The 19,445-nt window shown below is 46.9% G+C and carries 13 protein-coding genes, 1 pseudogene and 1 riboswitch; all 14 genes and pseudogenes read right to left on the bottom strand.

Going from position 1 to position 19,445, the window contains the following annotated elements; genetic code table 11:
- Positions 1–172: 172 nt before the first annotated feature.
- Positions 173–721 (bottom strand): signal peptidase I, encoded by a 549-nt coding sequence (lepB, locus tag ACR0QT_RS08670; protein WP_432630417.1) that lies wholly within the window; start codon positions 719–721, stop codon positions 173–175.
- 123 nt (positions 722–844) lie between these two features.
- Positions 845–4,129 (bottom strand): hypothetical protein, encoded by a 3,285-nt coding sequence (locus ACR0QT_RS08665; protein WP_432630416.1) that lies wholly within the window; start codon positions 4,127–4,129, stop codon positions 845–847.
- Between the two features lie 329 nt (positions 4,130–4,458).
- A pseudogene (locus tag ACR0QT_RS08660) lies at positions 4,459–5,259 on the bottom strand (GTP pyrophosphokinase); the annotation flags it as partial.
- Between the two features lie 23 nt (positions 5,260–5,282).
- The gene (gene tyrS / locus ACR0QT_RS08655; RefSeq protein WP_432630415.1) at positions 5,283–6,506 is read right to left on the bottom strand and encodes a tyrosine--tRNA ligase; all 1,224 of its coding nucleotides are present in this window, start codon (positions 6,504–6,506) and stop codon (positions 5,283–5,285) included.
- Positions 6,507–7,120: 614 nt separating this feature from the next.
- Entirely contained in the window at positions 7,121–8,728 is a 1,608-nt protein-coding gene (locus ACR0QT_RS08650; RefSeq protein ID WP_432630414.1) for a transglutaminase-like domain-containing protein, read from the bottom strand.
- Positions 8,729–8,777: 49 nt separating this feature from the next.
- A complete protein-coding gene (locus ACR0QT_RS08645; protein ID WP_432630413.1) occupies positions 8,778–9,761 on the bottom strand; it encodes an ROK family protein in 984 nt (327 codons plus the stop codon).
- A gap of 255 nt (positions 9,762–10,016) precedes the next feature.
- Positions 10,017–11,453, bottom strand: a complete 1,437-nt coding sequence (locus tag ACR0QT_RS08640) for a 6-phospho-beta-glucosidase (protein ID WP_432630412.1) — start codon at positions 11,451–11,453, stop codon at positions 10,017–10,019.
- A 54-nt stretch (positions 11,454–11,507) separates the two neighbouring features.
- Positions 11,508–13,442, bottom strand: a complete 1,935-nt coding sequence (locus ACR0QT_RS08635) for a beta-glucoside-specific PTS transporter subunit IIABC (RefSeq protein WP_432630411.1) — start codon at positions 13,440–13,442, stop codon at positions 11,508–11,510.
- Between the two features lie 199 nt (positions 13,443–13,641).
- Entirely contained in the window at positions 13,642–14,529 is an 888-nt protein-coding gene (locus tag ACR0QT_RS08630) for a MurR/RpiR family transcriptional regulator (RefSeq protein WP_432630410.1), read from the bottom strand.
- Positions 14,530–14,681: 152 nt separating this feature from the next.
- Positions 14,682–15,503, bottom strand: coding sequence for a bifunctional hydroxymethylpyrimidine kinase/phosphomethylpyrimidine kinase (gene thiD, locus ACR0QT_RS08625; RefSeq protein ID WP_432630453.1), 822 nt, complete (start codon positions 15,501–15,503; stop codon positions 14,682–14,684).
- A 41-nt stretch (positions 15,504–15,544) separates the two neighbouring features.
- A complete protein-coding gene (gene thiC, locus ACR0QT_RS08620) occupies positions 15,545–16,855 on the bottom strand; it encodes a phosphomethylpyrimidine synthase ThiC (protein ID WP_432630409.1) in 1,311 nt (436 codons plus the stop codon).
- 147 nt (positions 16,856–17,002) lie between these two features.
- Positions 17,003–17,113, bottom strand: a riboswitch (TPP riboswitch).
- A 221-nt stretch (positions 17,114–17,334) separates the two neighbouring features.
- A complete protein-coding gene (locus ACR0QT_RS08615; protein WP_432630408.1) occupies positions 17,335–17,856 on the bottom strand; it encodes a GNAT family N-acetyltransferase in 522 nt (173 codons plus the stop codon).
- A gap of 158 nt (positions 17,857–18,014) precedes the next feature.
- Complete coding sequence (locus ACR0QT_RS08610) at positions 18,015–18,557, bottom strand: TetR/AcrR family transcriptional regulator (RefSeq protein WP_432630407.1); 543 nt, start codon at positions 18,555–18,557, stop codon at positions 18,015–18,017.
- A gap of 686 nt (positions 18,558–19,243) precedes the next feature.
- Positions 19,244–19,445, bottom strand: a 202-nt coding sequence (tnpA, locus tag ACR0QT_RS08605) for an IS200/IS605 family transposase (RefSeq protein ID WP_432630406.1), incomplete at its 5' end; no start/stop codon positions are given.

Genomic DNA, 19,445 nt, shown 5'->3' with positions numbered 1-19,445 from the left:
TCTTTCCAACACATTTTCGGTTTCTATCCGCACGTTTGACACACACGCTGAAAACACGCAGAAACCATTTTTATATCATCGCATGAAAAACTGCGATCATATCACCACTGCCAGTTGCACCTTATTCGCTTTTATTCGTTTGTTTTCACTGTTTCCACTTTATCTGCATTTCTCAAAATCCGGTTCTTCTAAACAAAATCAACACTTTTCCGAGAATTTCGCTCTTTTCCACCGGACCAAAATACCGGCTGTCCTCTGCACCGATTCGGAAATCTCCAAGCACAAAATACTGACCGTCTCCGAGTGTTACGGGGTAATCGAGATAATCTCCATCTCGGAGCGTATCGTAAAAAATATCCGTCTCCACAATCAGATTTCCATTTACTTTGAGACATGCGTCCTCCGTGACCTCCACCTGATCTCCACTCTTTGCCACAATTCTTCCTACATAGCGTTTTCCCTCCTTTTTGAGCACAACCACATCCTGAGTTCGCAACTGTTTTTCCAGACGATAGTAAAGCAGGAGATCCCCGGCGCTGACCCGCGGTGACATCGCATTGTCACTCACGCGGTAAAATCCAAATACCACGCCGAACATCACGATCAGCGTAAGCACCATGACTGCCAGATTCCGAAGAAACATCACGATTTCTTCTCTCAGCCTGTTTCTCTCCTCTCCACCTCTCTCTTCCCCTTCTCTCTTCTCCGCCCATTTCCTCATCTTCGCTTCCCCATTTCCATTTTCCTCTGAACTTTTTACGCTTTCCCCTAAACTTCTCACGCCTTTTTCTGAACTTCCCGCACGTTCTCTCAAACAAATATTTTACATTGCACGTTCACAACTCTATTTTCTTCTCTTTCCTGCCGAGAAACCTCCCTCACTCCAGATCCTGACAGATCCAAACAAGAGTCCCATCATCGCAAGCAAACCGGAAAGTTTCTGTTCCGGAAGTCCTGTCGGGGACGTGATCTCCCGGTTATTTGTGAAGATCACCCGGATATCTCCCGCTCCGCTTCCGATCACAAACCGGATCGTCTTTCCGGAGTCGAGAATCTGCGTATCCGAAACATTTCCACTCACCGCCGGTATCGTCTCATATCCGCTCGCACCTCCCGTCTCCGTGATCGTCACGACGTCACCCTCACGAAGCTCTGTGAGCATGCGGGATCTCGTCTCCTCAGAAGAAGCGTGATCCTTATCCTGAAGCGAGAATTCAAGCTGTCTGATCGGGCTTCCCGCTCTCGACACCTCCGCGCGGAAAAGGAACTTCTCTCGCTTACCACCCATATTTCCGGTCACCTGCTTTTCCACCGTGACCTGAGCCGAATAAATCACATAGGTGTTCGCAAATTCTGCAACCGTCTCACTCTGGTCATAAACCTCAACCGTCGTGCTCGTTCCGCTCACTCCATTGACCGTACTCGTCGGACCCTGATACTTTTCCGAGAGCAAATCTTTCACCGTCTCCGACACAGTCTCAGATACCTCATACGTTCCGGTCCCTACATTCTGGAACGTTCTCATCGCCGAATAACTTCCATCACCATTTGCGACAAATCCGAAAAGCTCTGCCGTCAGAGTCTCCTCACTGCCCGCCTTCTTCGCTGTCACAGTCACCCGATAATTCTGCGCATCCTCTGCGTCGAGACCAACCACCGTCTTTTTCAGCGTCAAATGTCCGCGATCCGGTCTTGCCGGCGGAAGCTCCGTGCTGAACCACACATTGTCGATCAGATTTCCCTGCGTCGCTCCACCTACGGCATTGACTGCGACAAAGAAGAACCGCGTCAGATACTGACCTGCCGGAACCTGATACTCACCGGAATACGTTTTCCAGTTTGCCGGTCCATCTGTGATATCTGCACTCGTGAGTCCATCTGCAATCTGGAAATATTCCGGGTGCTCCGCCCAAAGTGTCTCCATTGCGCTCTGACTCGTAATATTCGAAGCGATTGCCTCCGGTGCCGACATGATCACGACACGCATCGTGTCAGCTCCCTCTCTGCCGACATGGGAAAGTTGCCAGTGAAGCTCCGAACCCGGAACGGTCAGGACATCCTGATACAGAGAACCATACGCCTCACAGTTTAACTCGGCAGCCCGCTCTCCCTCGACATAGTCGGTAAAGTGATAGGCTCCACTCGGATTGTCTCCCGTGATCTCGATTTTTCCATCCGATCCCGTCGTCCGCCATACAAGTCCGCTCGTTCCATTTGGAAGCTGGACAAAAGAAGATTCCTTATATTTAACCCACTTTTTCACAGAAGGATTCTCAAATCCGCCGTTCTGAAGTTGCATATAATACGGTTCGGTGTAGGATGGCGACACTTTTTTGTTGTTTTCATCCCCCTCAAGCCATGCCTCGACCCTGTATGTATACTGCTTGTTCCGGTAATCAGAATCCTCGGTTCGCCTTGTATAAATATCGAGGGCGACGTTGAGTCTTCCGTCGTCTGAGACGTTGTAGGAATCTCCGCTGACCTTGACGCGCTCCACTGCTTCCCAGTCTCCGTCTGAAGTCTGACGATACCACTGAAGAAAGAGTCTTCCCGATCCACCCTGGGTCAGCTCTGCGCCATTGATCAGTGGAATCAGCGTTCCGCTGTTTGCAATGTCATCTCGAATCGCGATCGATCGGATCGACGTGATCTCCGTCCGGAATGTCACCGTGTAGGTCGAAAAACTGTCCGTCTTAAACTCGAGCGGTTCGCCCTCCACATTCATCTGGCGCACTTCCACCTCCTCGCCGTTCTCAAGCAGATGCTGAACCGCAAGCGACTCGGGATCTGCATCCTCAGGAAGCGCCCCATCCTTGAGTTCAATATGTACCTCCACAATTCCGTCCGGCTCAATCTCCTCCCCCTGCTCATCAAGAAATCCGATATCAAATGCCATCATTCCGTCATACGCGATCTCCTGCTGATCGAGAGCTTCTTTTGCCCTCTGGTATTTCTGGTACTCTTGGTATTCCTGATATTCTTCGCCATCCTGCCCGTTGTCTCCGCTTATCTGCGTGACCTCAAGACTCGCATGATCCGGCAATGTTCCCGGCTCTGCCCACGCGCGCACAACAGCGAGTTCCGTCTCCGATTCATAAAAATCTGCATCGGAATCCGAGGCGAGAGCCCTGAGCTGGTCAAGTTCAAGATCTTCTGCCGTCGTCACAAATCCTCTTCCCGGTCTGCGGTCTGCTAAAACCATTTCCAGCCACTCACCATTCAAGGTCTGATGCTCGGCATTTGAGGGCGTCGCAAATGCATCGGAATTGGAAACTGTATTGGAAATACCATCCGCATTTGAGGTTGTCCCAAGTTCCGCTTTTCTCTCCTCCGATTCCATCGCCTCAAACTCATCAGAATCAGAGTTCGTCGCACTGCCAAATGTATCCGATCCCGTTGACCACTCCTCGTCCACCCCTCTCTTCACCCAGCTCTTTGGACCGATCGAAGCAATTCCGGTCGAATACCTTCCAAGGTTTAAGCTGACGCGCTGTGTCACCTCCGTCTGATTCGTGAAGAGAAACATCAGCGTCTCATCTCCCTGAAACTCATAGAGATCTTTGAAATTGTTCTCCGAATTTCTCTCTGAATTTCTCTCTGAATTTCTATTTGAATTTTTCTCTGAATCTTTCTTTGAATCTCTTTCTAAATCGTCTTCTAAATCTCCTTCCAAATCATTGTCCAGATCACTCTCCAAATCACCCTCCAAATCATTCTCAAGGTTGATTCGGTCGCCGAGCCGTACAAACACATGAAGCCCGACCTTCTCTTTTCTGTTTTTCTTTGTGAAGTCCTCCGGAAGCGCAACCTCATACAGGTTCTCTCCCTCTCCATCCTCCCCGTAGAGAATGTTCTGGTACTCTCCGGCATATGCCCCTCTCCACTTCCGGTCATCCGGATTCAGGGACTTCTGAGCCTTCACGGTCTGCTGAATGCATGCGTAAAATTGCTTTGGGTCAAGTTCAAGTTCTGTCACACCATCGTTTCCCGACGATGCGACGACTGCCAAGTGAAACAGTCCACTTCCCATCGCAAGCGTCACGCACAAAAGTACCGCACAGAATTTTTTTCCGCGCGTTTTCAGAACATGAACCATCTTGGATACCTCTTGCATGAAATGTGTATCCATCGCCTTCCCCCCCTTTCTTGAATCCCTCTCCGGGACACGCTCTAATGGAAAGATATGAAAGGGGGCAAAAAAATATGAAAAAAAGAATACCGTTTTCGGAACAATCCGTAAACAGTATTCTTTCTTTTTCGACGTTTCTTCGATTTTTATTCGGTTTTTTGAGCTTCTTTTTCTTTTTTTGACGCTTTTTTTGTCGCCTTGTCCGCCTTACTCGGATTCTCAGATTTCTCAGACTTTTCCGGCTTCTCCGCTTTCTCTGTCTTCTCTGTCTTTTCTATTTTTTCTGTTTTCTCAGATTTTTGAGCTTTATCGGCTTTGTCGGCTTTTTCTTCTTTTTCAGCCTTCTCGGCTTTCTCAGCGGATTCCATCTTCATATCCTTGATTCGACGGAAATAAGAACTCATCTCATCTGCCATTCCCGCGAGACGATTGAGCAGAGTCGAGAAATCCGTCAGCATCTCATCATCCTGAAAATACGGGTAGACGATGTCGTGGTCGATCTCACTCCAACCTTCCTCAAAAAGCGTTCTTCCCTGAATCTCCACATAATATCCTTTATATTTAATGATATAGTGCAGAGACCGGTAAATGCCGTCCGACTTGATGTCGATCAGGCGCTTGTCATAGATTCTAGTATCACCCGTTCTGCGGTAAACCTTCGGGCGCTCCGCAATATAATAGTGATCGGGATTCTCATCAAAATCCATCAGGCGGTCTTCTATATAACATTCCGGATTATTCTCAAACACGGAAGTGATGTAGTTGTGAAAGCGAATCCAATCTTCCCGGTAAAGGAAGAAGACGCGGATTCCAATCAAGTCCGTCATGTATTTCCAGTAATTTGTCCGATCGATGTACTGATACGGATCGGGAGTCATCTGCTTCTTGCGGATGATCTTCTCAATCAGGTGACCGGGCTGTTTCGTGCGGTAGCGGTAGGAGTGAATGCCTGCACGCTCAATGTCGTACAGGTAATCATTCACAAAATCCTTTCCGATCCGTTTCAACTGTCCCTCAAGCTGACAATAGTGATCGTAGATCGCATTCAGCTCATCCCACTTCATGCCGGTTCGTTTCAGTTCTTCTTTCTCGATGTGATACTCTTTTAAAAATTTTTTCTTTTTAATCATCTTAATCTGGTTTCCAGAGGGGATTACAGAGTAACCTTCATAAAGTTCTTCTTACCGCGCTTTACAACCATTCCGTCTCCGCCGAAATCGTCCTTTGTGAAGGATGCCTTGATATCCTTTACCTGAGTTCCGTTGACCGATACACCGCCCTGCTCAACGTTTCTGCGTGCCTCGGAACGAGAGGAAGCAAGACCGGACTTCTGAAGAACAGCGAGAAGGTCGATTGCTCCGTCTGTGAAATCCTCCTCCTTCAGCTGGTAGGACGGCATGTTCTCAAGGCTTCCCTGACCGGAGAACAGAGCCTTTGCAGCAGTCTGAGCCTTAACTGCCTCTTCCTCACCATGAACGAGTTTCGTCAGCTCAAATGCAAGGATCTCTTTTGCAGTATTTAACTGACTTCCTTCCCATTTATCCATCTCATCGATCTGCTCAAGCGGAAGGAAGGTCAGCATACGCAGGCACTTTAATACGTCTGCATCGTCTACATTTCTCCAGTACTGGTAGAAGTCGAACGGGGAGGTCTTCTCCGGATCAAGCCATACAGCGCCAGACTGGGTCTTACCCATCTTCTTGCCCTCAGAGTTTAAGAGCAGGGTGATTGTCATCGCATGAGCATCCTTACCCAGCTTACGACGAATCAGCTCGGTACCGCCGAGCATGTTGCTCCACTGATCATCTCCGCCAAACTGCATGTTACAGCCGTAACGCTGGAACAGCTCATAGAAGTCGTAGCTCTGCATGATCATGTAGTTGAACTCAAGGAAGCTCAGTCCCTTCTCCATACGCTGTTTGTAGCACTCTGCGCGAAGCATGTTGTTTACAGAGAAGCAAGCGCCTACATCGCGAAGCAACTCAATGTAGTTCAGCTTTAACAGCCAGTCTGCATTGTTTACCATCATTGCCTTACCCTCACCGAAATCGATGAAACGGCTCATCTGCTTCTTGAAGCACTCGCAGTTGTGCTGGATCGTCTCAACCGTCATCATCTGACGCATATCGGTACGACCGGACGGGTCTCCTACCATTGCAGTACCGCCTCCGATCAGAGCGATCGGCTTGTTTCCTGCCATCTGAAGACGCTTCATCAGGCACAGTGCCATAAAGTGTCCAACATGAAGGCTGTCTGCGGTCGGGTCAAATCCAATGTAGAACGTTGCCTTTCCCTCATTGACCATCTTACGGATCTCTTCCTCATTTGTCACCTGCGCGATCAGACCGCGGGCAACCAGCTCGTCATAACAATTCATCGCTGTAATCTCCTTTTTCTCTTTTTCTTTTTTTCGTTCTTTTTTCTTTGTTGCTTGGTTTTGTTGCGAGAACCGAGAAGTCCCGGATTTTTATTTCATAAAACATAAATAAGTGCCTATGAAATAATCTCTTAATGAAATAAAAAGCCCCGCCCTCTCAATGGTTCTGCCATCAAAAGGACGAGGCGCATGCTCGTGTTACCACCTTCTGTTCACAGACAGCTTGCACTGCCTGCCTCACTGAGCGTCATATTCCACAGGGGTTCTATAACGTTCCGACATGATAACGGTCGCCGACTCCGTCACAGCCTACTGATATTTCGCGTCCTGAAACAAAACAAAAATCAGATCGATTCTTTGCTCGTTTTCTGTTCACGACCACGTTCGGTGTGAAGCTCAAGGATGTATTCCCATGCCGTCTCTCCGCGCGCCTCTCATCTTCCGGCTACTTTCTGTGCGGGTATTCCCGATGGTACTTCTTCCTCTCATTGCCTGACTGATTTTCACTTTTCTGACCACAAAAATTCTTGCGATCACGCTTGCATTATAGCCTTTCCTCTGGATGTTTGTCAAGTCCCTTAGAAAATACAAAACTCCGGTTATTGCCCCAGTAACTATTTATCTATAAGAACAATCTCAATCTTCTCATGCTTCGTATCAAAATCAGTTCCCTCAAGAAGCCCCTGATCCTCATACTCTGCCTCGCCCATCTGGTTGTCATACGGGTCCTGTCTCAGATACTTTTTCGGGAAATAAAAATCACTCTGATACTCGCAGGTCGTCGGAATCCGGTACGGGTCAAGGTTTCCGAAATAAAACTCCCAGCGCTCGAGATCTCCCGCTCTCCACGCAGCTCCTCCAAACGAGGCATCTGCATACAGCCAGCCATACGACTCAATATAGAACTGTGCCCAGTCGTGACAGCCGATATTCTTCGGACATGCATAGAGACCGGACTGCCATCTTGCCGGCACACCGACGATTCGGCAGAGCGTGATAAAGAGCAGTGCCTGAAGTCCGCAATCGCCTTTTAAGTTTGTCGCGGTAAACGTCGCATGCTGTTCGATCGTAAAGTAGGAGCGCACATAGGAATACATCACATGGGTCGTGATATAATCATAAATTTTCTTTGCCTTTCGCACCGGATTTGTCTCATCGCCGACAATCTCCTTTGCAAGTGCTCTCAGATACGGGGTGAAGCGGATATGAGGGAACTGTTCCCCAAGATACTTTTTTGCCTCTTCCCGCTCTTTATTCAATTCATTTGATTCATTTAATTCCTTCGATTCTCCATCTTTCCGGCTCAAATCCAACTTTTCAGAGGCTTCCTTCCAGTCCCAGTACTTCATCTCATTTTCGAGTTCATATTCCACCTCAAACGTCTGTCCACTCTGATATTCCGTCTCAAAGCAGATCGTTCTCTGAACCGCAGACGTCGGAGCCACTTTTCCGCACTCCGGACTGCAACCGAGATATGTAAATTTCTTCACCTGAGCATACTCGAGCGGAAGCGGAAGCTGTACCTGAATCTTCGTGCCCTCTCTTCTCGCAAGCGGGCGCAGAGACGCCATGCTCTTAATGTGAATCTTGCTTCTCAGGCTTCCTTTTTCCTTCATCTGGTGCATCACATCATCGAGCATATTGAGCTGTGCCCGACGATCCCAGATCGTCTCCTCATTGAGCAGACGATAGCTAAGATCTTTCCGGGTCTTGATCAGGTTGTCAATAAAATTGTCCTTGAGCTTGATCTCCCCGTTGATACAGATCCACTCAAATGCGCCCTCCGCCAAAAGATCATCGAGTTCCTCATTTTCAAAGTCTGCAAACGTCTCTTTCATCATATTGATCGCACTCTGCCAACTGTGCGGATACTGCTGTGGCAGGCGCGCAAGGATCTCCCGCTCAAGAAGCAGACGCTCCCTCAACGCTTCCGGAAGCTCTTTTTCAAGACACTTCTCGATCACCTTGTTTGCGAGTTTCAAGTGTCCCATCGCCTTGAGTCTCGCGATGTCCTCCGGAAGTTCCACAGTCAGCGCGTCAAGGTTTTTTACGCTTCCGCCCGCCTCGAGATAAATTCTATTTTCTTTGCGTTCTTCGCTTTCCTTCATTTTGGGTTCCTTCTTTTCCGTTTCTTTTTCTTTCTTTTCAATTTCTTTTTCTTTCTTTTCGATATCTGTGTTTTCCATGTCTGTCTTTTCCATCTGGTCTTCGGATTCTCTCATTTTCTTTGCTGTCCCCTTTTTGTCACTTTTCTTTCTGTCTGAATGTCTGTCAATTTCGATTTTTTTCCAGGCGATAGAGCGCCCCGGCTCCGATGATTCCGGCATCATTTCCGAGTTTTGCCGTCACAAGACGCGTATTTTTCTCGGAACCCCGCGAATAAATCATCGGCGCAACTCTCTGCCTCAACGGAGCAAGCAATTCTTCTCCCGCTCCACTGATTCCGCCTCCAATGCAGAGCACTTCCGGCTGAATGATATTGATGATATTTGCAATTCCCTCCGCAAGATCATCGAGATAAGAATCAAATACCTTTTTGGCTGTTACATCCTCTGCCCGAACCGCCTCAAAAATCAGTTTTCCATTGATTGCACTTCGGTCGCCCGCGCACAACTGATTCAGAAGGGAATCCGGATTCTTCCTTGCCTCCCGTTTTGTCGAGCGGACAAGTGCAGATGCCGACGCATACGCCTCAAAGCATCCTCTTCTCCCGCAGGTGCATTTGCGCCCGTTCTTTCGGATCACCATATGTCCGAGTTCCCCGGCAGAAGCATTGACTCCGCTCACGATCTTTCCATCGAGAATCAAGCCACCACCGACTCCTGTCCCGAGCGTCACTGCCACCATCGACTTACTGCCCTGACCGCTTCCCGCTAAATACTCCGCCCAGGATGCCGATTTCGCATCATTTTCCGCATAGACCGGACATGGAAATCGCTCCCGCAACATTCTCACAAACGGAACGTTGTCAAAGCCAAAATTATTTGCATACTCCACGCTCTCTTTTTCCTGATTGACGGTTCCCGGAATTCCAATTCCCACGCTTTCGATCTCTGCAAAGCTCCGTTTTTGGTCATCCAACAGTCGGACTGCCAGCCGAAAAATTTCATCCGCCAGATCCTCCGGTTCTCTCGGCAGACCCGTCGGAGCCTGGATCTTCGCCTCAATCTCAAACTTATTTTCCGCCGTCTCCCTGACAATTCCAACTGCAATCTTCGTACCCCCAAGATCAATCCCCACATATCTCTGTCCCATAAGCTGTCCATCTCCTCACCTGTCGCGGTCTTTAATTATTGTCTTTATCCATGGTCTTTAACTATTGTCTTTAACTATTGTCTTTAACTATTATCTTTATCCATTGCCTTTATCCATTTATCCCAGTTCAATTAATCATACCATTTTTTATCAGACTTGTCATAAGATTCTTGTCAAACAACCATGTCTCCGATATACACAAAAAATGGCGGTAGATCCATTTTCTATCTGGACCTACCGCCACTATTTTTTTATCTATTTCAAACACTCCCCGTTTGTTTCGATCACATGCCGATACCACCCGAACGACTTTTTCGGAGTACGCTTTAAGGTTCCGTTTCCGGCGTTATCCCGATCCACATAGACCATACCATAACGCTTTTTCATCTCTCCGGTGGAAGCACTCACCAAATCAATACAGCCCCAGGCGCAATAACCAATCAAATCCACACCGTCCTCTTCCACAGCCTTCATCATCTCCTTCAGATGAGCCTCCAGATAGGCGATACGGTAGTCATCCTGAATGCTTCCATCCTCCTCAATCCGATCTACTGCACCCAGACCATTCTCCACAATAAACAGTGGTTTCTGATAGCGGTCATAGAGATCATTCATCGTGATGCGCAGTCCCAGTGGGTCGATCTGCCATCCCCACTCACTTACCTTCAGATGTGGATTTCTCAGGGATTTCATTACATTACCGGAAATGGAATTTTTCGCAATCACATCCGGATCAGCGCTGGTGAGACGGGAAGTATAATAGCTGAATGCGATGTAATCCACCGTATTCTCCCGAAGGATCTTTTCATCTTCCGGCTCCATTGTAATATGGATGTTTTCCTGCTCAAACTGTTTCATTACATAAGCCGGATATCCACCACGCGCCTGTACATCCACGAAGAAATAATTTCCACGATCCCGCTTCTTCGCCGCCCAGACATCTTCCGGATTACAGGTATTCGGGTAAAAACTCCCCGCTGCCAGCATACAGCCAATCTTATTTTCCGGGTCGATCTCGTGGGCAATTTTTGTTGCCATCGCAGAAGCCACCAGTTCGTGATGCGCTGCCTGATACTTCACCTGATTCTGATTTTCTCCCTCCCGGAAACGAATTCCTGCTCCCATAAACGGAAGATGCATCAGCATATTGATTTCGTTGAACGTCATCCAGTAATGAACTCTTCCCTTAAAATGTTCAAACAGGACTCTGCTGTATTTTACATAGGCATCAATTAGCTTTCTACTTCTCCATGATCCGTAGGTTTCCTCAAGATGCAGTGGCACATCGAAATGGCAGATCGTAACCACCGGCTCAATCCGATTTGCCAGCAATTCATTAATCAGGTCATCGTAAAACTTCAGTCCTTCCTGATTTGGCTCTGCCTCTTCTCCTGTTGGGAAAATGCGGGACCAGGCAATCGAAAAGCGATAGCACTTAAATCCCATCTCTGCCATATACCGGATATCCTCTTTCCAGTGATGGTACATGTCGGTAGCACCGTGGGACGGATAAAAGGAATCCTCCGGCAAGGTGTGATAATCCATGATGCCCTCCATCACTGCCCGTCTGTTTTCTCCCCAGGGAATCACATCTACCGTTCCTAATCCCTTTCCGCCTTCCAGATAACCGCCTTCACACTGGTTTGCTGCTGTCGCACCGCCCCACAAAAATTCTTTTGGTAATCCATGCATCGTCATTTCTCCTATTCCTGTCCACCAGTCGATTTTTCTTACGTTCTTACGTTTTTACTTTTGTACTTGAATAACCGGCTCTCCTGCTTTTACATGTTTTCCTGTTTCACCCGTCACACTGCGATAAACTGCTGTGTTGCTTACAATCACCGGAGTTACAATGTCATACCCGGCTTCTTTCACCTTGTCAAATTCTACCTGAATCAGCGGAGTGCCAACCGATACACGATCTCCGGTCTTTGCCAGAGCCTTAAAATACTTTCCACCCAGCTTTACCGTATCAAGACCAATGTGGATCAGCACTTCTTCTCCGCTGTCTGCCAGAAGACCGACCGCATGAAGCGTATCAAAAATAGATACGATTGTTCCATTCACCGGAGATACAATCAGATCTTCATCCGGAATCACGGCAACACCATTTCCAAGGATTCCCTGAGAAAATACCTCATCCTTCACCTCACTCAGAGGAATCACATTACCTGAAACCGGAGAACAAACCATATCACAGTCAGAAGCCGGCTGTGCACAATCTTCTTTTGAAACAGAGGTTTCTGTCTTTTCTGTCTCCACCGTGCTCTTCTTCTCTGCGGAAACACTGTCCTTTTCTTTTCCATCCCCCTCTAGTGCTTCCTTCGGGTCTTTGTAAAGAATAAAACAAATTACGAAAGCAACCACAAAAGCAATTCCCGCACCAATGCTGGCAAACAGCAGATCTCTGAGGCTATCTCCGCCAATATAGCTCGGCAGAGTCAGAAGTCCCGGTGATCCGCCAGAGTAGTTCTTTACATGCATCAGTCCGACGAACAGGCCACCCGCAGCACCACCTGCCATTGCAGAGTAGAGCGGTGTCCGGTAAGGTACGTTAATACCATACAGCGCCGGCTCTGTAATTCCGCAGACTGCCGTGATACCGGCAGACATCGCAAGCTGTTTTATTTCAGATACTTTTGATTTAAACGCCACTGCAAGGGTTGCACCACCCTGAGCCACGTTGGATGCCAGGTTATTCGGATAAACCATACTGTCGTAGCCCATGGTCATACGATTGTTGATGCCTACCGGAACGATCGCATAATGTGTTCCAGTCATAACAAGGAGTGGGAACACTGCACCAAGAATCATAGAAACCAGCCATCCATAGCTCTCCATCGCCCGCAGGAATGTCGCAATATAGTTACTGATGACATAACCGATCGGTCCCAACACGGAGAGCGTTACAACACCACTCACCAGAATCGTAATCAACGGCTTGGAGAAAAATTTGATCGCCTTTGGAGAAATCCGGTCTGCAATCGGTTCCACCACGGACATAAACCATACTGCTAAAATGATCGGAATTACCGAGGAAGAATAACTGGCATTGTAGATCGGAATCATAAACAGGCGAATCGCCTCTCCCGATTCTTTGGATGCAGATACCATGTTGACAAAATTCGGATGCAGGAGAATGCCTCCCAACATCATAGCAAGATACGGGTTGCATTTAAACTTCTTTGCCGCCGAGCTTGCCAAAAGAATCGGCAGGAAATAGAAGGTTGCATCTCCCATAAAGTTCAGAATCTGATAACTCTGGTCACTCGAAGCAACCAGTTTAAATGCTACAAGCAGTGACAGTACCGCTTTCAACATACCTGCGGCTGTCAGTGCTGGCAGAATCGGCGTGAAAATTCCAGATAAGGTATCGATCGCCGTTGCCACTTTCGATTTTTTCTCTTTCTGTTCCTCCCCCGCACGGCTGTCCTTTAAATCACACAATTCATTCAGTGGTGCAAACACATTTGCCACATCACTTCCAATGATGACCTGATACTGACCGCCACTCTTTGCTACCCCAACTACGCCCTTTGTCTTTTTCAGAGCATCCGTCTGCGCCTTGCTTTCATCTTTCAGGTTGAAGCGAAGCCTGGTCGCGCAATGTACAAGACCAGAAACATTTTCTTTTCCGCCTACAAGCTCTAAGATCTGTTCTGCAAGTCTTTTGTAATCCATGTGTAACCTCCTCCTTATCGTTCTCTCTGGTTCTTTCTGTCTGCAACTTTACCATTGATTCAATAAAATGTCAGCATCCGAAAAAGCAAAAGGACCATCGGTTCAAAATTGCCGTTCCAGCCGGTCAAAATTTTGAACCAATGGTCCAATTCCTTATTAGTCCTGATTGTTTCTGATTGTCTTTGATTGTTTTTCTCTTTCAGGACTTTTTCTCTTTATTGTAAATCAGATTCCAATAGTCCACCGTAGTCCGCAAAGACTCCTGATTTACCATTTTCAAAGCTGCCTCCACATGATTCCCGTAATTTTGAGAAAGACACATGCCAAACAGCACATCCAGCACATAAGTAACCGCCGTATAAGAAGTCATGACTTTCAGACTCAGAAGTGAGTCCCTGGAGGGAATCTCTACGATTTCATCACAGTATTCCCGAATGTCCGCATTGTGTCTCCCCACAATACCTGTCACAAACGTCTTTGTTGTTTTTTTCAGATACCGGGCAACATCAATCATCGAACGATTTGCCCCTGTAAAGCTCATTACAAAAGCGATCCGCTTCTGATCCTGTCGTTCCGTCAGGTAATGGGCATTCACACTCTCTCTGGCATGACATTCCATACCAAGCGTGGAAAATTTGAACGCTGCTGACTGTGCCAGCGTGTAAGTGATCCCGTTTCCGTAAAAATCGATCTGATCCGCCCGCATCATTCTGTTAAAAATCCGGTTTACCACATTTTTATCCATACACATTCGCGTATCACTGATCGCTTTGTCATACAGTGCCGGAATCACATTCAAAACATCCTGATAGGTGCTTTTTTCGTTGATCGGTTCATTCTGAAGCAACTGATTGATCCGGATATTTTGCACACTCTCTGAAACGATCTGAAATTTCAGCTCCTGATATCCGGCAAGTCCAAGTTTCTTACTCAAGCGGATTACTGTCGCCTTGCTGGTGTAAGATGCCTTCGCCAGTTCTTCCGCAGACATTGGCAGAATTGCCTCTGTGTGCTCCAAGATGTAACGGGCCACAGCCTGCTCCTGATGAGTAAATCCCTTCATCTCTGTAAGTTGTTCAAAAATCATCCCTCAACCTCATTCCATCATTTTCTTTGCCGGTGGCAAAAGTCCGATGCCTCCACCTTTAGAGGAGGAGGCATCCACTCTGAGTTATACTCATTATTATACTATAAATAAAAGAATTCGTGAAGTTGGGGTTCTGCGCTTATGCACAACACCTAAGTAAGCGGTCTGATCTTGAAACAGTGATCGAGCGGTCCGCTTCCCTTTCCGAGATCCAGACCGGAGGTAAGCGCTCCCGTGAGATACTCTTTTGCACATTTTACGCTCTCCTCCACGCTCTTTCCCTCTGCAAGTCCACAGGCGATTGCCGAGGAGAGTGTGCATCCGGTTCCGTGTGTGTTCGGGTTGTCGACCCGGCTTCCGCGAAACCAGATCCACTCCCCATCGCGGTAGAGGACATCATTTGCAGTTGAAATCTGGTGACCGCCTTTTACCAGAACCGCACCACCATAACGCTTTGAGATCTTCTCTCCGGCTTCTTCCATCTGAGCCTCATTCTCAATCTTCATCTCTGCGAGAATCTCAGCTTCCGGAATATTCGGAGTCAGAACTGCCGACAGCGGAAGAAGTTCCCCTGCGAGCATCCCCATCGCATCCTCTGCGAGAAGTCTCGAACCACTCGTCGACACCATAACCGGATCGAGCACGACATTTCGCGCCTGATACTCGCGAAGTTTCTGCGCGATCACACGGATCGTCTCTTTTCCGGAGACCATTCCGATCTTCACTGCATCCGGAAAAATATCCGTAAACACACTGTCGAGCTGAAGTCCGACAAACGCGGGATCTGTCTCAAAAATCCCTGCCACTCCGGTCGTGTTCTGCGCCGTCAATGCCGTGATTGCGCTCATTCCATAAACGCCAAGTGCCGTCATCGTCTTCAAGTCCGCCTGAATCCCGGCTCCTCCACTGCTGTCCGATCCCGCAATCGTCAGAACCGTTTTTCGGCTGGTCTTTTTATCGTCTCTGTTTTCCATAATTATCACTTATTACTGCCACCTGTCATCTATTTATTTTATCACTCATCAAAAATGGTAACAATCTCTCCGTCCATGATGCGGTTCATATTCTTGACTGCACAGAAGTTTCCACACATCGAGCAGGTATCCTCTTTCTCCGGCTTTGCAGATGCGCGGTATGCTCTCGCCTTCTCCGGATCGATCGCAAGCTTGAACATTTCCTCCCAGTCGAGTTTCTTTCTCGCTGCGCCCATCGCGCGATCCCAATCCTTTGCACCCTTTACGCCCTTTGCAATATCTGCTGCATGAGCTGCAATCTTGGAAGCGATGATTCCTTCTTTTACATCGTTGACATCCGGAAGGCGAAGATGCTCAGCCGGAGTTACATAGCACAGGAAGGCTGCGCCGGATGCCGCTGCAATCGCGCCTCCGATCGCTGCGGTGATGTGGTCATAACCTGGTGCAATATCGGTAACAAGCGGTCCAAGGACATAGAACGGAGCACCCTTGCAGACGGTCTGCTGAATCTTCATATTTGCAGAGATCTGGTCAAGTGGCATATGACCCGGTCCCTCTACCATAACCTGTACGTCCTTCTCCCATGCACGACGGGTCAGCTCTCCAAGTGTCACAAGCTCCTCAATCTGGGAAATGTCGGTTGCATCCTCAAGACATCCCGGACGGCAGGCATCGCCAAGGCTGATCGTCACATCGTACTCCCGGCAGATTTCCAGAACGCGGTCATAATACTCGTAGAACGGGTTCTCCTCCCCGGTCATCATCATCCATGCAAAGATGATCGATCCGCCTCTCGATACAATATTCATCAGGCGCTTATTGTCCTTGAAACGCTTTGCGGTGCTCTTGTTGATGCCGACATGGATCGTCATGAAATCCACGCCATCCTTTGCGTGCATCTCCACAATCTTCAGCCACTCCTCCGCGGTGATGTCCTTGAGCGCCTTGTGATAGTAGACAACGGCATCGTAAATCGGCACAGTTCCGATCATTGCCGGGCACTCTGCGGTCAGTTTGCGACGAAATGTCTGCGTATCTCCATAGGAACTCAAATCCATGATGGACTCCGCTCCCATCTTCACTGCGTCATTTACCTTTTCCAGCTCCATATCAATATCTTTCCAGTCACGGGAAGTTCCGAGATTGACATTGATTTTCGTCTTGAGCATCGAACCGACTCCGTTCGGGTCAATCGAGGTATGCAGGCGGTTACACGGAATGATTACCTTGCCCTCCGCAATCAGGGCACGCAGTTCTTCCTCACCCATTTTTTCTTTTTCTGCTACAATCTTCATCTCCGGCGTGATGATTCCCTTTCTCGCCGCATCCATCTGTGTTGTGTACTCTCTCATTTCCTCTCCTCCTATAACACGTGATATACAAATGACATACAAAATCCATGAATCCATATCATCAGATAGAATTTCATACAAAAAACGGCATCCTGTATGGGAACGAAATGTTCTTTACAGGATGCCGTCTGAAATGTTCTTTCGGTCATCGGTCTTCGCATTCGATCCCTACGTTGGCATTACCCAAATCAGGTTATTAAGGTCGAAGTTTGATTACTTCCTCTCAGCCTGCTTCCACAAGCTCCCTTTGTTTGCTCTTATTAAATTATCTGATTTTATTCTTTTTTAGTGTATCACTGTCGAATCATTCTGTCCAGTTTTTTCTATTTTTTCTTGCTAAGTCTTATTTTTCTATTCTACGTTTTCTCGAATTTCCTTTTCTGGCTCCGTTCCTGCGTCAGCCTCATTCCTCATCTTCTTCGTCCGCTTCTCCGATTCAGACTTTTCTTCCCTTCGTTCTTCCAGATGTAGCTATCTCTTTATTTCGCCTTGTGGTATCCTCTCCACGGATTTCCCTCTTTCTGAAACTCTTTTCTCAAGTCTTCCTCCTCCAATCCGAGCTTGCCACAGTACACGAATCCAAGTTTTGTGAGGAGATTCTGCATCGGCTTATTGTCGTCATGCGTATCGATTTTCAGATTTCCACACTGTTCAAATGCCCAGTTTAAGCAAAACGAGCCTGCTCCGCGCGTTCCCTCTGCCACCGCAATCCGGTGAACGACCCCGTAAGGTCTGTCATTGAGCCACTCTCCTGACTCAAGCTGACGGTAAGACGGTTCATCTTCCTGCTTCGCAAAATAGAAGACTGCCTCGATCTTCTCTCCGTCCATGCAGACATAACATTTCTTCTGATGAATATTTTCTTCAACCAGATCTCTCGGCGGATAGACCGTCTCCCACTGGGTCGGATTCCCGTTTTCCGCCATAAACTTCTGTGCATACGCATAGATTCCCATAATTTCTTCAAGCTGTTCCGGCTGTGCCACTCTGATCTCTCTCATGTTCTCTTGATTCTCCTTTTCTCTTCGCTATTTCTCAGTTCTCAGTTTTCGTTCTGATTTCGTTCTCATTTTGATTTCTCTCGCTGTTTTTCTTGCGAACTACCCATTTCACTCATCGAACAGTCGACAATTTCCACTTGGATATTTCAAAATAACAACTAAAAGATTTTCGGGAGCCCTCCCTGTTCTGTCATCCATCCCTGACATTCTGCCTCCACAACGCCAAGCAGTTCCTCTGGTGTCTCCTGACATCCGCTGTAAAGCCAGATCTTGATAATCTGAAAAATTCCTCCACGGAAAAATTCCATCCGATACTCCTCCAGCGAGCCCTGACTCTCCAGACGCTTCTGTGTCCGCTTTCTGTCATAAGAAAACATCCCGTAAGGAGTATCATTCCCCAATTTGAAGTAAGTCTTGTAAAAAATTTGATTTGCCTTTATATGGCGAAACAGGTTCAGATAATAGCTTCTGCCATCTGCCTCCGCTCCCGCCTCAAAGGCTTCCTGTTCCCGCTGATAAAGCTCCGGCAATACCTTCTCGAGCTTGTTGCGAACCGAGTCTGCGAGGTCATACATGTCTGCATAACTTGCATAAAATGTGGTTCTGTTCAAACCTGCCTGTTTGCAAATATCGGTAACCTGTATTTCATTCAATTTTTTTGTTCTGAGAAGCTCCATAAATACCTTCTCAATACATTCCATAGATGCACGTTTTCTTTTATTATTTGGTTTATTCATATGCTTTTTATGCTGGTTCTCCTACATTATTTCAACAGATGTCGTCTTATTTAGCTCTTTAACACAACATGTGTTTATTTATTTTCTTCATTTATCGCAACATATGTTGATTTATTGGCTCTTTATTTCAACACATGTCGGTTTTATTGATGAGATTTCTTTTATTATCTCAACAAGTGTTTGCTTATTTGTTTTTTAATATCCATACAGATGTTGTGTTATTTCTTTATCTCAACACTTGTATGGGTAATATCGCCATTTTTGAGCCTTTTTATTATACTCTACTTGCTTTAAATCAACAAGTGTTGTTTTAATAGAAAAACCTGCTTAAAAAAAGCTGGTTTTATTCTCTTTTTCATATAAAAAACCTGCATGTTAAGCAGGTTATAAACAGGTTATTAATATGGTTTTTAACCTGCATTTGTAGGTTGTTTTTGGAAGCATCAGGCAGGTTTTTGAGGGTTGTTTGAAGAGTATTTTAAGAGTATTTGAGGTCGAAAATTTGAGTTATCCACATTATCCACAAAAAATATTACATGATATTCATTGATATATGCATGTTTATTCACTCTATCAAAATCGCAGAGTACCACGCCTGACCAACTGGATCAGACGTGGGTGAATGCGTAATGATTTTAAAATATTTTAGATCATTCATTCTTTTGATTCTTAATATATTCTTTTACCGCAGTACTTGTTCGGTCACTGACCGTTCCAATAAAATAGCTTAAACTCCAAAAATAGGGTTTCCAATAATAAGGTTTCAGTTCCTCTACAAATTGTTTCCTAATGTTTCGAGAAGATGCAGATTTAAATGCATTTACAAATTCTGCAAGATTTAAATTTGGTTTT

It is taken from the genome of Brotaphodocola sp., assembly GCF_050873365.1.
GTDB lineage: Bacteria > Bacillota > Clostridia > Lachnospirales > Lachnospiraceae > Brotaphodocola.
The sequence above is the reverse complement of the archived record's forward strand: the minus strand, read 5'-3'. Positions and strand labels throughout refer to the sequence as shown.

Bases quoted from the DNA above. Each gene is read 5' to 3' on its own strand.
- lepB (WP_432630417.1), bottom strand. From the start codon at position 721: ATGAGGAAATGGGCGGAGAAGAGAGAAGGGGAAGAGAGAGGTGGAGAG.
- ACR0QT_RS08665 (WP_432630416.1), bottom strand. From the start codon at position 4,129: ATGGATACACATTTCATGCAAGAGGTATCCAAGATGGTTCATGTTCTG.
- tyrS (WP_432630415.1), bottom strand. From the start codon at position 6,506: ATGAATTGTTATGACGAGCTGGTTGCCCGCGGTCTGATCGCGCAGGTG.
- ACR0QT_RS08650 (WP_432630414.1), bottom strand. From the start codon at position 8,728: ATGAGAGAATCCGAAGACCAGATGGAAAAGACAGACATGGAAAACACA.
- ACR0QT_RS08645 (WP_432630413.1), bottom strand. From the start codon at position 9,761: ATGGGACAGAGATATGTGGGGATTGATCTTGGGGGTACGAAGATTGCA.
- ACR0QT_RS08640 (WP_432630412.1), bottom strand. From the start codon at position 11,453: ATGCATGGATTACCAAAAGAATTTTTGTGGGGCGGTGCGACAGCAGCA.
- ACR0QT_RS08635 (WP_432630411.1), bottom strand. From the start codon at position 13,442: ATGGATTACAAAAGACTTGCAGAACAGATCTTAGAGCTTGTAGGCGGA.
- ACR0QT_RS08630 (WP_432630410.1), bottom strand. From the start codon at position 14,529: ATGATTTTTGAACAACTTACAGAGATGAAGGGATTTACTCATCAGGAG.
- thiD (WP_432630453.1), bottom strand. From the start codon at position 15,503: ATGGAAAACAGAGACGATAAAAAGACCAGCCGAAAAACGGTTCTGACG.
- thiC (WP_432630409.1), bottom strand. From the start codon at position 16,855: ATGAGAGAGTACACAACACAGATGGATGCGGCGAGAAAGGGAATCATC.
- ACR0QT_RS08615 (WP_432630408.1), bottom strand. From the start codon at position 17,856: ATGAGAGAGATCAGAGTGGCACAGCCGGAACAGCTTGAAGAAATTATG.
- ACR0QT_RS08610 (WP_432630407.1), bottom strand. From the start codon at position 18,557: ATGGAATGTATTGAGAAGGTATTTATGGAGCTTCTCAGAACAAAAAAA.